At 73.7% G+C, this 12713-nt stretch carries 14 protein-coding genes; 3 read left to right on the top strand and 11 right to left on the bottom strand.

The window, feature by feature from the left end:
• Nucleotides 1–148: 148 nt before the first annotated feature.
• A complete protein-coding gene (locus ACWEPF_RS38655) occupies nt 149–700 on the bottom strand; it encodes a hypothetical protein (RefSeq protein ID WP_452176342.1) in 552 nt (183 codons plus the stop codon).
• A gap of 327 nt (nt 701–1027) precedes the next feature.
• Here ACWEPF_RS38655 and ACWEPF_RS38650 point away from each other — a divergent pair, with 327 nt between their 5' ends.
• On the top strand, nt 1028–1594 hold the full coding sequence (locus ACWEPF_RS38650; RefSeq protein ID WP_452176341.1) for a DUF6245 family protein: 567 nt from the start codon (nt 1028–1030) through the stop codon (nt 1592–1594).
• A gap of 13 nt (nt 1595–1607) precedes the next feature.
• Here the strand turns inward: ACWEPF_RS38650 and ACWEPF_RS38645 are convergent, their stop codons facing one another.
• The 6 genes from ACWEPF_RS38645 to ACWEPF_RS38620 are packed head-to-tail and all read right to left on the bottom strand — an operon-like array spanning nt 1608 to nt 8345.
• Nucleotides 1608–2255, bottom strand: coding sequence for a 4'-phosphopantetheinyl transferase family protein (locus ACWEPF_RS38645; protein WP_452176340.1), 648 nt, complete (start codon nt 2253–2255; stop codon nt 1608–1610).
• Nucleotides 2252–3115: a metallophosphoesterase family protein gene (locus ACWEPF_RS38640; RefSeq protein WP_452176339.1), complete on the bottom strand. Its 864-nt coding sequence runs from the start codon at nt 3113–3115 to the stop codon at nt 2252–2254. Before ACWEPF_RS38640 ends, ACWEPF_RS38645 begins: the two co-directional genes overlap by 4 nt.
• A complete protein-coding gene (locus tag ACWEPF_RS38635; RefSeq protein ID WP_452176338.1) occupies nt 3112–4872 on the bottom strand; it encodes a dipeptide ABC transporter ATP-binding protein in 1761 nt (586 codons plus the stop codon). The genes ACWEPF_RS38640 and ACWEPF_RS38635 overlap by 4 nt, the downstream gene beginning before the upstream one ends.
• Nucleotides 4869–5693, bottom strand: coding sequence for an ABC transporter permease (locus ACWEPF_RS38630; RefSeq protein ID WP_452176337.1), 825 nt, complete (start codon nt 5691–5693; stop codon nt 4869–4871). Before ACWEPF_RS38630 ends, ACWEPF_RS38635 begins: the two co-directional genes overlap by 4 nt.
• Before the next feature lie 2 nt (nt 5694–5695).
• The gene (locus tag ACWEPF_RS38625; protein WP_452176336.1) at nt 5696–6673 is read right to left on the bottom strand and encodes an ABC transporter permease; all 978 of its coding nucleotides are present in this window, start codon (nt 6671–6673) and stop codon (nt 5696–5698) included.
• 1 nt (nt 6674) lies between these two features.
• On the bottom strand, nt 6675–8345 hold the full coding sequence (locus ACWEPF_RS38620; protein ID WP_452176335.1) for an ABC transporter substrate-binding protein: 1671 nt from the start codon (nt 8343–8345) through the stop codon (nt 6675–6677).
• A 322-nt stretch (nt 8346–8667) separates the two neighbouring features.
• Here ACWEPF_RS38620 and ACWEPF_RS38615 point away from each other — a divergent pair, with 322 nt between their 5' ends.
• Both ACWEPF_RS38615 and ACWEPF_RS38610 read left to right on the top strand, forming a co-directional pair.
• Nucleotides 8668–9177 carry a DUF6232 family protein gene (locus tag ACWEPF_RS38615; protein WP_452176334.1) on the top strand — a complete coding sequence of 170 codons (510 nt, stop codon included), beginning with the start codon at nt 8668–8670 and terminating at the stop codon, nt 9175–9177.
• Nucleotides 9174–9506, top strand: coding sequence for a hypothetical protein (locus tag ACWEPF_RS38610; protein ID WP_452176333.1), 333 nt, complete (start codon nt 9174–9176; stop codon nt 9504–9506). The genes ACWEPF_RS38615 and ACWEPF_RS38610 overlap by 4 nt, the downstream gene beginning before the upstream one ends.
• Here ACWEPF_RS38610 and ACWEPF_RS38605 read toward each other — a convergent pair.
• The 4 genes from ACWEPF_RS38605 to ACWEPF_RS38590 all read right to left on the bottom strand — a co-directional run.
• Nucleotides 9495–9902 (bottom strand): nuclear transport factor 2 family protein, encoded by a 408-nt coding sequence (locus ACWEPF_RS38605; protein WP_345280033.1) that lies wholly within the window; start codon nt 9900–9902, stop codon nt 9495–9497. The genes ACWEPF_RS38610 and ACWEPF_RS38605 overlap by 12 nt on opposite strands.
• A gap of 68 nt (nt 9903–9970) precedes the next feature.
• Nucleotides 9971–10393: an ester cyclase gene (locus ACWEPF_RS38600; protein WP_345280032.1), complete on the bottom strand. Its 423-nt coding sequence runs from the start codon at nt 10391–10393 to the stop codon at nt 9971–9973.
• A 40-nt stretch (nt 10394–10433) separates the two neighbouring features.
• Nucleotides 10434–11201 (bottom strand): SDR family NAD(P)-dependent oxidoreductase, encoded by a 768-nt coding sequence (locus ACWEPF_RS38595; protein ID WP_452176332.1) that lies wholly within the window; start codon nt 11199–11201, stop codon nt 10434–10436.
• The coding region (locus ACWEPF_RS38590; RefSeq protein ID WP_452176331.1) for a thioesterase domain-containing protein at nt 11183–12713 on the bottom strand (1531 nt) is incomplete at its 5' end. The genes ACWEPF_RS38595 and ACWEPF_RS38590, both read right to left, overlap by 19 nt.

Genomic DNA, 12713 nt, shown 5'->3' with positions numbered 1-12713 from the left:
AGAGCGTCACCCTGAAGTTCAACGGTGTCGAGGACGCGTCGCTCGCGACCAGCTTCCTGATCGACGACACCTCCATCGCCACCAGCTGACGCACCGTCGCCGAACGGGCCCGGCGGAGGGGAGACCCTCCGCCGGGCCCGCCGTCGGTTCAGGAGACCCGCTGCAGCTGCCAGGCGTTCTTGGCGGTGCTCGGGTTGGGGCCGGACTGGCAACTGCTGTCGTAGTACTCGCTGCGCGTCACCCAGCCGGACGGCGGCAGCACGGTGGCGCAGGCGTTGACGTAGCTGCCGACGGAGTAGCCGGTCAGCTGCAGCAGCCGTCCGCCGTTGCGGTTGAAGCTCGGGTTCACGTTGTAGTTGCAGGAACTGCTGTAGAAGATCGCCGTCTCGACCCACCCGCTCGGTGGCTGGCTGGACCAGCAGTAGTTGACGGTGGTCCCGGCGCCGTAGCCGGTGAGCTGCACGGCCTGCCGGACGTTCGGCGCGGAGCCCGGACCGCAGCTGTAGCTGGTGCCCCAGTTGGTGTCGACGTATCCGCTCGGGGTGTACTGCGAGGCGCAGAGGGTGACGGTGTCACCCGGCGCCGCCTGGGCGGGCGCCGCGGTCAGCGCGAGGGCGGCCGCGGCGGCGCCGACGGTGGCCGCGGCGCGGGCCAACGGGGCGGATCGGCTCGGAAGGCTCGGGCGGGCGAAGCGGGTCACGGGGCGGCTCCTGCGGTCGCGGGGCGGATGGCGGTGGCACGCCGGAAGGGACACGGGCGCCACTCCCCATTCCTACGATGGTCGGCGGCCGGTGCGACAGCCGGTTTCCGGCCCCGGGCGGGCTGGGTGAAGATCTCCGACACCGTTCCTCCACACCTCTGGTGGGCTTCCGCCACAGGAGTGGTGCGTACACGAGCCCGGCACCGGGGCCGCGCCTCTGCGGCCACCGGAAAGGCGGCCACTGGCCGGAACCGGCAGCGGCTGACGCACCGACAGTTCGCCTGTCCCACAGGCGGATCCGTCGGCGGGGGCCGGTAGCGTGCCCGCATGACGAACACGCAGAACGACGGCCCGCTGGTGACGGTCGAGCAGATAGCCGAGGCGATGGCCGCCCTGGGCTACTTCCAGGGCGAGAACACGCCGGAGACGCACGCCTACTACGCCGCCCGGCACAAGAGCCCGGAGCTCTACCGGATGGGCCTGCTCAACTCCCTGCTGGGCGCGGTGCAGGCCGAGACGATGACCGCCGACCTCAACCACCCGGACGACGAGGAGATGCAGGAGGTCTGGCCCGGGCAGCTGATCTCGGCCGGGGTCGCCGAGAACGACCTGCTGCAGTCGAACTTCATCGCCTGGCAGCTCTGGCGGGCCTCGTTCCCGCTCTCCGTCTTCGCCCGCTCGGGGGCCGCCGGGCCGGTCGCCGTGGCCGCGGCGTACTCGGCCGAGGCCTCGCACCTGCTCACCACCTCGATGGCCGCCGGGTTCGACGGCGCCGAGAGCGGTGACGTGGAGACCGTGCTGGCCGCCCAGGAGCAGATGCTGACGCTGGCCCGGGAGCGGCTGACCACCGCGGTGGCGAACGTGGACGTGTACCTGCGGGAGATCAGGGCGTAGGACGGGCGGCGGGTCAGAAGCCGGGCTGGGCCGTCGCGGTGAGCAGGTGGGCATCGGTGGCGGCCCAGCGGCCCGCGAAGGAGCGGGGGGCTCCTGGGGTGGTGGGCAGGCGCAGGTGGGCGTGCCAGGTGCCGTCCGGGCTGAGCGTGACGTCGGCCTCCTCGAAGCCGAGCGGGCGGTGGGTGAGCGGGTACCAGGCCTTGAAGACGCTCTCCTTGACGGAGAACAGCAGTCGGTCCCACGGGAGTTCGGGGGCGCGGCGGTGCAGGGTGGCCAGCCGGGTCCGTTCGGCGGGGAGCGAGACGGCCTCCAGCAGGCCGGGGCCCAGCGGCGCGCGCGGCTCGGCGTCGATGCCGAGCGTGGGCAGCTCGGCGCGGCGGGCGACCACCGCGGCCCGGTAGCCGGTGCAGTGGGTCATCGAGCCGACCAGTCCGGCGGGCCAGCGCGGCTCGCCCCGGGGGCCGGGCAGGATCGGGGCGGGCGGCTCGCCGAGCCCGGCCAGGGCGCGGCGGGCACAGGCCCGGACGGCGGTGAACTCGCGCAGCCGCCCGGGGACCATCCGCTCCGTCAGGGCGGCCTCGGCGGGCAGGAGTTCGGCGCTGTCGTCCTCGAAGGTGGACTCGGCCCAGGCCACGGCGGCCGGAAGCAGCCCGCGGATCACCGGAACCCACCGCCGCCCGCCGGGGCCTCCCCCGCTGCCGGGAAGACCCGGCGCAGGCCGCTCGGGCCGCCGCGCGGCCGCCACTCCCGGGGGTAGCCGAGCGAGACCTCCTCGAAGCGGACGCCGTCGTGGACGGTGCTGCGCGGGATGTGCAGGTGACCGTAGACCACCACGCTCGCGCCGTACCAGACGTGCCAGTCGGCGGTGTGTTCGGTGCCGCACCAGAGGGCGAACTCCGGGTGGCGCAGGATCAGGGTCGGCTCCCGGCGCAGCGGGAAGTGGTTGACCAGGACGGTGGGCAGGGCGGGGTCGCGGGCGGCGAGCAGGCGCTCGGACTCGGCGAGGCGGGCCGCACACCAGGCGTCCAGCCCCGGGTACGGGTCGGGGTGCAGGAGGATCTCGTCGGTGCCGACCACGCCGGCGGCCCGGGCCACCGCGAGGGCCTGCTCCTTGGTGGTGGTGCCGCGCGGGCGGAAGGTGTAGTCGTAGAGCACGAAGAGCGGGGCGACGGTGACCGGGCCGCCCTCGCCGCGCCAGACGGCGTACGGGTCCTCGGGCGTCAACACGTCGAGCTCGCGGCAGAGTTCGACCAGGGCGCGGTAGCGGGGCTCGCCGCGCAGCTGCACCGGGTCGTCGGGGGTGGTCCAGAGCTCGTGGTTGCCGGGGGCCCAGATGACCTTGGCGAAGCGTTCGCGCAGCAGGCCCAGGGTCCGGCCGATGTCCTCGAAGGTCTCGGAGACGTCCCCGGCCACGATCAGCCAGTCCTCCGGCGAGGTGGGGTGCAGCCGTTCGGCCACCTCGCGGTTCTCGGGGTAGCCGACGTGCAGGTCGCTGACGGCGTACAGGGTGCCCCCGGTCATGCCGGTACCTCCAGGGTGGTGACGGCCGCGAGCAGGCGCCGGGTGTAGGCGGCGGCCGGCCGGGCGAAGACCTCGGTGACCTCGCCCGTCTCCACCAGCCGGCCGTCCGTCATGACCGCGACGCGGTCGGCCAGGTGGTGGACCACGCCGAGGTCGTGCGAGATGAAGAGCATCGCGAGGCCCAGGTGCTGCCGCAGGTCCGCCAGCAGGTCGAGGATCTGGGCCTGCACCGAGACGTCGAGGGCGGAGACCGGTTCGTCGCAGACCAGTACCTCGGGTGCGGGGGCCAGGGCGCGGGCGATGGCGACGCGCTGGCGCTGGCCGCCGGAGAGCTCGGCCGGGCGGCGGGGCAGCAGGGCGGCGGAGAGGCCGACCTGGTCGAGGAGTTCGGCCACCCGGGCCCGGCGGGCCCGGCCCCGGACGCCGGTACGGGCCACGGCGGCGCCGACCACCCGCTCCACGGAGTGGCGGGGGTCGAAGGAGCCCAGCGGGTCCTGCGGAACCGACTGCAGGCGCAGCCGCTGGGCACGGCGCCGCCGTTCGGGCAGCTCACTCCAGGGGGCGCCGCCGAGGCGGACGGTGCCGGAGTCCGGCTGCTCCAGCCCGAGCACCATCCGGGCCACCGTGGTCTTGCCGGAGCCGGACTCGCCGACCAGGCCGAGCACCTCCCCCGCCGCCAGGCTCAGCGAGACGCCGCGCACCACGGGGCGGCCGCCGAACGCCTTGCTGACCTGGTCGACCTCCACGACGGGGGCGGCCGCCGGGACTGACGGGGGCTCAGGGGCGGTGAGCGGCCCCGCGGTCGCGGCGGCGGGCTCCAGAACGGGGTTCCAGCAGCGGGTGCCGTGGTGGTCGATGGCCGGGAGGGCCTCCAGGCAGGTGCGGTCGGCGCGGTCGCAGCGCGGCGCGTACGGGCAGCCGTCGGGGGTGGGGCGCGGACGGTCCACGACCGGGGCGGAGAGCCGGCGGCCCCGGGTGGCGGGGCCGGGGACGGCGGCCAGCAGGGCCCGGGTGTACGGGTGGCGCGGTTCGGCGAGCAGGCGCTCGGTGGGGCCGGTCTCGACGATGCGGCCGCCGTACATCACCGCGACCCGGTCGGCAGTCCGGGCCACCACCGAGAGGTCGTGGCTGATCAGCAGCAACGCCGTTCCGCCGCGCCGGAGTTCGGCCAGCAGGTCGAGCACCTGGGCCTGGACGGTGACGTCCAGCGCGGTGGTCGGCTCGTCGGCGATCAGCAGGTCGGGCGAGCCCGCCAGGGCGGAGGCGATCAGGGCGCGCTGGCGCAGTCCGCCGGAGAGCTGGTGCGGGTACTGAGCGGCGCGCCGCTCCGCCTCCGGCACGCCCGCCCGGGTGAGCAGGGAGGCGGCCAGGGGCGGGAGTTCGCGCCGGGGCGCGAGGCCGTGCACGCGCAGCGGTTCGGCGACCTCCGCGCCGACGGTGTGCAGCGGGTCGAGCGAGGTGAGCGCGTCCTGGAGCACCAGGCCGATCCGCCGGCCGCGCACCCCGCGCCAGGCCGCCTCACCGAGGGCGGTCAGGTCGGTGCCGTCGAACTCCAGCCGACGGGCCGTCACCGCGGAGCCGGGGCCGGTGAGTCCGACCAGGCTGCGGGCGGTGACGCTCTTGCCCGAGCCGGACTCCCCGACCACGGCCAGGCACTCCCCCCGGTCGAGGGTGAAGGAGACCTCCCGGACGGCGCGCACCGCGCGCTCGCCGACGCCGAAGCGCACGTCCAGTCCTTCGACGGTGAGCAGCGTCATGCGGGGGTCCTCCGGGTGAAGCGGCGCTGCGCGCGGCGGCCGACGGCGTTCACCGCTAGCGCGGTGAGGGTGATGGCGGCGCCCGGGAAGACCCCGATCCACCAGGCGGTCTGCAGGAAGCTGCGGCCCTGGGAGAGCATCGCGCCCCACTCCGGGGAGGGCGGCTGCGGGCCGAGGCCGAGGAAGCTCAGGCCGGAGGCGGCGATCAGGGCGGCGCCGAAGCCGACGGTGGCCAGCACCAGCATCGGGCCGACGGCGTTGGGCAGCACGTGACGCAGGACCAGCTCCCAGGTGCGCACGCCCAGCAGCCGGGCCGCCTCCACGTAGCCGGAGCGCTGCACCACCCGGGTCTCGGCCCGGACGATCCTGGCGTAGCCGGGGACGAAGGCGATGGCGATGGCGGCCATCACGTTGCCCGAGCCGGTGCCGAGCACGGTGACGGCCAGCAGCGCGAGCAGGATCGGCGGCAGCGAGAGCAGGATGTCGGCGGCGCGCATCAGCACCTGGTCCGTGGTCCGGCCGCCGAGCGCGGAGGCCAGCCCGAGGGCGGCTCCGCCGGCCACCGCGAGGGCGGTGGCGCCGAGGCCGAGCAGGATCGAGGGGCGGGCGCCGTGCAGCACCCGGGAGAACAGGTCGCGGCCCAACTGGTCGGTGCCGAACCAGTGCTGGGCACTGGGGGCGGCCAGGGCGTGGATCGGGTCGGTCTCCACCGGGGAGGCGGAGGTGAACAGACCGGGGGCGACGGCGGCGGCCGTGATCAGGGCCAGCAGGGCGGAGGCCAGGACCAGGGTGGTCCGGCCGGAGGCGGCGGTCCGGGCCATGGTCAGCGGCTCCTCAGGCGGGGGTCTGCGGCGAGGTGGAGCAGGTCCACCAGGGTGGAGATGAGCACGAAGACCAGCGCGGAGAGCAGTACCAGGCCGATCACCAGCGGCATGTCCTTGTTGACGGCGCCCTGGAGGCTGAGCGCCCCGATGCCGGGGCGGCCGAAGACCGTCTCGACCAGCACCGCGCCGCCGAGCAGCGAGCCGGTCAGCCAGCCGGTCAGGGTGGCCACCGGGCCGGCGGTGTGCCGCAGGGCGTGGCGCAGCAGCACGGCGGCGGGGGCCAGGCCGCGGGAGCGGGCGGTGAGCACGAAGGGCTGCCCGAGGGCGGTCTCCAGACCCTCGCGGAGCACCTGGGTGAGCACCCCGGCGAGCGGCAGCGCCAGCGTCACGGCGGGCAGCACCAGGGCCGAGAGGTCCTGGTCCCCGGCGACCGGGAAGACCCGCAGCTGGAAGGAGAAGGCGGTCAGCAGCAGGATGCCGATCCAGTAGGAGGGGCTGGAGACCGCGAGCAGCTCCAGCAGCGAGCTCAGGGCCCGCAGCGCGGGCCGGCGGCCGGCCGTCGCCGTGGCGGTGAGCAGCGCCAGGGCGACGGCCAGCACCAGGGCCGCCAGGGCGAGCTGGACGGTGGGGCCGAGCTGATCGCCGATCAGCCCGGCCACCGGCCGCTGGAGTTGGTAGGACTCCCCCAGGTCGCCGGTGAGCAGGCGGCCCAGGTAGTGCAGGTACTGCACCGCGACCGGCTGGTCCAGCCCGTAGGCGGCCCGGATCTCCGCCTTCACCTCGGGGGTGGCGGCGGTGCCGGGGCCGAGCATCACGGTGACCGGGTCACCGGGGACCAGCTGGAGCGCGGCGAAGGCGACCGTGGCGGCCCCGATCAGGACCGCGAGGGCGCCCAGCAGGCGGACGAACAGCCTTCGCAGCACCCCGAGCGTCACCGAGCGGAGCCCCTGAGGGGCCGTCAGGTCGTTCTCGGTCATGTCACTTACCCAGCCACGCGTCGTGGAAGCGGAGCCAGGTGTTGGGGTCGGCGGTGAGGCCGTGCACCTGGGCGGACCGGCCGACGGTGGCGGTGCGCACGTACAGCGGCACGATCAGGCCGAGCTCGATCGCGCGCTGCTGCGTCTTGCCGTAGACCTCCTGACGGACCGCCTTGTCGAAGGTCTCCTTGCCCTTGGTGGTCCACTCGTCCAGCTGGGCGTCCTTGTAGAAGGTCGCGTTCTGGCCGCCCTTGGCGGGCTGGCTGGCGCTGTGGAAGTACAGCCGCAGCACGTCCGGGTCGAACCGGGCCCAGCTGTAGTCGGCGATGTGCACCTTGCCGCCGTAGACCTGGGCGATGTAGGTGCCGATGTCGAGGCGGGGGCGGGTGACCTCGATGCCGATCTTCTTCAGGTCGGCCTGGATGGCCTGGCCGAGGGTGTCGCGCTGCTCGCGGACGAACTCGGTGGGCGGCAGCGGCCACTCGATGGTGAGCCGCTGGCCGTTCTTGGTGCGGTAGCCGTCGGCATCCTTGGTGGTCCAGCCGGCTTCGTCCAGGGACTTCTCGGCGAGCGCCTTGTCGTAGGCCCAGCTGTTCTCGAGGGACTTGTCGTAGTAGGGGGTGGTGGGTGCGACGGGGCTCCAGGCCCGCTTGTTGACGCCGAAGTAGACGCTCTTCACGTCGGTGTCGACGTCGATGCCGCGCTGCACCGCCTTGCGCACCAGCGGGTCGTCCAGCGGGGCCTTGGAGGTGTTGAGGACGAGGGAGTAGACGGCGCCGGGGGCGTCGGTGGAGACGGTCTTCAGCTTGGCGTCGGCCTGGACGGTCTTCACGCCGGACGGCGGGATCGGGTCGGCGACCTGGACCTGGCCGCTGTTGAGCGCGCCGAGCCGGACGGAGTCCTCGGTGAGGAAACGGACCGTCAGCTTGTCCAGGTAGGCGGGGCCCTGGTGGGCGGCGCCGGCCGGGGCCCAGTTGTAGTCCGGGTTCTTGGTGAAGACGGCGCTCTGGCCCTTGGTGTAGGCGGAGAAGACGAACGGGCCGGTGCCGACGTCGGCGGGGCCGCCGGCGCCGAGCTTGGAGCCGTTCTCCTTGATGGTCTTCGGCGAGTAGAAGCCGAGGTAGGGAGTGGAGGCGGCCTGCAGGAAGGGGGCGAAGGGCTCCGAGAAGGTCACCTTCACGGTCTTCGCGTCGACCACCTCGGTGCCGCTGTACGGACCGAGCAGGCTGGCCGCGTACTGGGACTTGGTCTCCTTGGCCACGATCCGGTCGAAGTTGACCTTCACGGCCTCGGCGTCGAAGGGGGTGCCGTCGGTGAACTTCACGCCCTCGCGCAGGTGGAAGGTGAAGCTCTTCAGGTCCGGCGCGGCCTCCCACTTGGTGGCCAGCCAGGGCTGGAACTCGCCCTTGGCGTCCTGCTGGACCAGGGAGTCGAAGACGTTGCGCTGGATCGCGCCGGTGACGTCCTGCTGGCTGACGTGGATGTCGAAGGAGATCGGCTCCACGTCGGTGGCGTAGGTGAGCGAGCCGCCCTGGACGGGGGCGCCCTGCGCACCGCCGTCCTTGGCCAGGGCCGCCGAACCGGTGGCGCCGGAGCCGCAGCCGGTGAGCAGCAGGGTGCCCGCGGCGAGTGCGGCGAGCAGCGGGACGGGACGGGGCCCGGTTCTGGGCATCGGTGTGCTCCGTTTGTTGCGAGAGGAAAGTAAGAGGTGCTGAGCTGCTCGGAAGTCTGCCGAGACGGCAGGACCCGCGGACCCCTACACAACCCCTACCCCACCCCTGGGAACCACCCCGGGTCTGCCCGAAATCGCGTCGGCACCCTCGTCAACTCCGTTTGTCTGGTGCATGCTTGGTGATCCGACGATCGCCGGGGGGGCGATGTCGAGATCCTCGGGGGGAATCGTGTCACCCACTGATCCGCCACCGGGTCCGGTCGGACCCGCCACTCAGGCTGCGCCCGCACCCGTCCAGCCGGTCGGCAGGAAGCCGGCGACCTTGGTCGACGTACGGGTCGAGAAGCGCGTGCTGTGGGTCGGCAACGCCGCGTACCCGCTGCGCAACATCACCCGGGTCCACTCCAAGCTGCTGCGGCCCAACCGTGTCGCCGCACTCGAGAAGTTCTTCCTACGGGCCCTCGTCATCGGCGCCGTCGGCGGGGTCCTGGGTGTGACCACCGGGTCCTTCGAGGGCGGGGGGAACGGGCTGGTGCTGATCGTCGGAGGAGCTGCGGTCCTCGCCGCCGTCAGCATGCTGGGCGTCCTGGTGGCACCTGCCGTCCCGGTCCTGGTGGTGGACACCGCCGGAGGGCCGACCGCGGTGGTGACCCACTCGGACCAGGACGAGATGGCCCGCCTGCTGGGGAGGCTGACCCAGGCGCTGGACGATCCCGACGCCCATTTCCGCTTCACCATGGAGACCTTGACGGTCAGTCCGCGCTACTACCACTTCGGGGACAGCGTGAACATGTACGGCGGCCTCGGCAACGTGGGAAAGGTGATCAAGTGAACGACCACTTCGGAGACAAGATCGTCCTCAACAACGGCAGCGGGAACATCGGCAAGGTGGTCCACCACCACGCCACCGCTGCCGACCCGCCGGAGCTGGCCCGGGCACTGGCCGCCCTCGCCGGCCAACTGCGCGAGATCCGGGAGCTGCTGGGCCCGCTCGACGCCGAGGTGGTGGCGGAGACCCTGGCGGTGATCGAGCAGCCGGCGCCGCCCGCGCAGGAGCGGCGCCGGGCGCTGCTGGCGGTGGCGGGCATCGCCGCCACCGTCGGCGCGGTCGGGGCCCCCGTGGCGGAGGCCGTGCAGCGGGTGCTGGCGCTACTGGGCTGAGCCGGGCAGCGGGTAGCGGGGAACGGAGGTCCGGCTGAGGATGCGCCAGCCGGCCTCCGTCCTGGTGTAGACGTCGACGTAGTCGCCGTTGTGCACCCTGCCGTCGGCGAGGATCGCCAGGTAGCGGCTGCGACCGCGGGCGGTGCCGTCGTCCTCGGCCCAGAAGGTGCTGTCCAGGGTCTGGTGGTCGGGGGATTCGGGGCCGAGGTCGGCGCTGAACGCCCGGATGGCCTCCAGGCCCTTGAACAGGGCACCCGTGCGGGCGAGTTCGATGACGCCGTCCTCGGCGAAGACGGTGCCGAGGGCCTCGGCGTCGGCGTTGTCGAAGGCGTGCGAGAAGCGGGCCAGCAGCTGGCGCAGCTGCTCGGCGTCCTCGACGGTCAGGCGGTCGGTCATGTCAGGTCTCCTGGGGACGGGAACGGGCCCGGCCGGAGGGGTCCGGCCGGGCCCTGGGGCACGGAGGGTCAGACGGCGACGGGGGCCAGCTGCTGGATGATGCCGAGGCGGTCGGGCAGGACGCTGTAGCGGACCACCTTGCCGTCGCGGACGGTCAGGCGGCTGACGCTGTGTCCGACGAAGGGCCGACCGGTGGCGGGGACGCCGAAGATCGGGCCGACGTGGATGCCCTCGATCCGCCAGTAGGCGATGACCAGGTCGCCCTCCGCCACCAGGTCCTCGACCGTGGCCTTGACGTCCCGGACGTTGTTCCAGAGCCAGCGCAGGTGCTCGCGGAAGTCCTCCAGGCTGCCGGGGCCGTCGGGGCCGACCCGGCTCTCGTCGACGGCGTCCTCGGCGATCAGCTCCTCGACCAGGTCGATCCGCTGGCCGCTGACCAGCTCGTGGTAGTAACGCAGGACGACGGCCTTGTTGTCCTCAAGGGTGCTCACTGTTCGTTCTCTCCTCGGTGGTTGACGGAAGATTGGGTGGTCAGCGGGTGGCGGCGGGCGGCAGCAGGATGCCGCCGTTGGCGCTCAGGCCGCCGTCGACCGGCACGGTGACGCCGGTGACGTACGAGGCGGCGGGCGAGGTCAGGAACCAGACCACCTCGGCCTGCTCCCGGGCCTCGGCCCAGCGCTGGGCCGGGATGCGGCGGGTGATGAAGGCGGAGAACTCCGGGTCGGCGACCTGGGCCGCCGTCAGGGCGGTGACGGTGCCGCCCGGGGCGATGGCGTTGATCCGGATGCCCTCGGCGGCGTAGTCGATGGCGGTGGCCCGCACCAGGTTGATGACGGCGGCCTTGGTGGCGTTGTAGGCCCAGGTGCCGGGGTCGCCGCGCAGGCCGGAGACCGAGGAGGTGGCGACGATCGCGCCGCCCCCGGCGGCCCGCAGGGCCGGGACGGCGGAGCGGATGCCGAGCACCACGCTGCGCACGTTCACCGCGAACAGCCGGTCGAAGCGCTCCACCGCTCCTGCCGACTCCAGCGGACCGCCGCCGCCCGTACCGGCGTTGAGCACCGCGGCGTCGAGGCGGCCGAACCGCTCCACGGCCAGCTCGACGGCCCGCTCGTTGGTCTCCTGCTCGGAGACGTCGCCGACCAGGGTGGCGACCCCGTCGAGCTCGGCGAAGGCGTCGAGGCCGTACTTGTCGACGTCCACCGCGACCACCCGGTGGCCGCGTTCGGCGTAGAGCCGCACCAGTGCCTCGCCGATCCCGGAGGCCGCTCCGGTCACCAGTACTACCGGGCTGCTGCCCATGCCCGCTCCTTCGTCTCGATCCACTGCCGGACGGCGTCCGCCGTCGTCGGGGTGTGCTGCTCCAGCACGGTGAAGTGGTCACCGGTGATGTCCCGCACCTCGTGCGGCACCGGCCAGTAGGCGCGCCAGTCGTGACGGCCCGTCGGGTCGATCACCGTGCCGCGCAGGGGGGTGTCGGCGCGCAGCGCCAGGACGGGCGCCTGCACCGGGCCGGGCTGCCAGCCGGCGAAGACGGAGTTGTAGCCGCCCATCGCGGTCAGGCTGGCGTCGCTCCAGACCATGTCGTACTGCCGGATCCGCTCGACCATGCCGGTGAGCATCGCGGTCAGCCACCACTCGCCCATGCCCTCGCGGACGGCGCTGTCGATCGGGTACGAGTCCACCAGGCCGAGCCCGGCCACCCGCCGTCCGGCCGCCTCCAGGCGTTCGGTGACGGCGTGCGCGACGCAGCCGCCCATCGAGCGGCCGAGCACCACGAACGGCCGGTCGGGGCCGACGAGTCGGAGCACCGCCTCGGTGTGCAGGGTGAGGAAGGTGTCCAGGGTGTCGGGGAGCTTGTCGGTCGGGGTCCAGCCGGGCGAGGGGAGCACGAAGAAGTCGCGCTCGCCCTGAAAGGCGTGGCCGAGGCGGGCGTACTCGTGCGGGCCGGAGATGGCGCTGAGCGCGGGGAAGGCGACCACGGCCGTCTCCCCGTCCCCCGAGGCCAACTGGAGCGGCTCCAGGGCGTGTTCGGCCCGCTCGTCGACGGTGAACCGGGACCGCAGAGCGGACGCCACGCCGATCAGCGCGGAGGCCTCCGGGAAGCTGTCCTGGGCGGCGAGCCGCCGGTAGAGGGTGGAGAGCGGGTGACGCGGGTCCTCGCCGTCTCCCGTCGCGGCCACCGTGACGGCGCCCGGGGTGGGCGCCTCCGCCACCAACTCCTCCAGGTGCGAAGCGAGTTGCATCGGGTCCGGATGGTCGAAGGTGAGGGTCGGGGCGAGCCGCAGGCCGGTGACGGCGGTCAGGCGGTTGCGCAGCTCGACGGCGGTCAGCGAGTCCAGGCCCAGGTCGTTGAACGGGCGCCCGTCGCCGACGGCGGCCGGCTCGGTGCCGAGCACACCGGCGACCTCGGTGCGCACCAGCTCCAGCAGGGCGGCGGTCCGCTCCGCCCCGGTGAGCGCGAGCAGCTTCGGCAGCAGGGCCGGGCCGGTGGCCGCCGTGGAGCGGGCGGCGGCCCGGCGGGCGGCCGGGACCAAGGCGGTGAGCAGCGCGGGCAGGGCCGGCTGGTTGCGCAGCACGGCCAGGTCCAGCGGAGCCGCCACCAGGTAGGGGTCATCGGCCCGGGCCGCCGCCTCGAACAGCTGGGCGCCCTGCTCGGCGCCGATCGCCCGCAGGCCCGCTCGGGCGGCCCGGCGGCGGTCGGCCTCGCTGAGGTGCGCGGTGACGGCGCTGGCCTCGGCCCACTGGCCCCAGGCCAGCGACTGGGCGGGCAGGCCGATCGAGCGGCGGTGGGCGGCGAGCGCGTCCAGGTAG

Source organism: Kitasatospora sp. NPDC004289 (assembly GCF_053602875.1).
The sequence above is the reverse complement of the archived record's forward strand: the minus strand, read 5'-3'. Positions and strand labels throughout refer to the sequence as shown.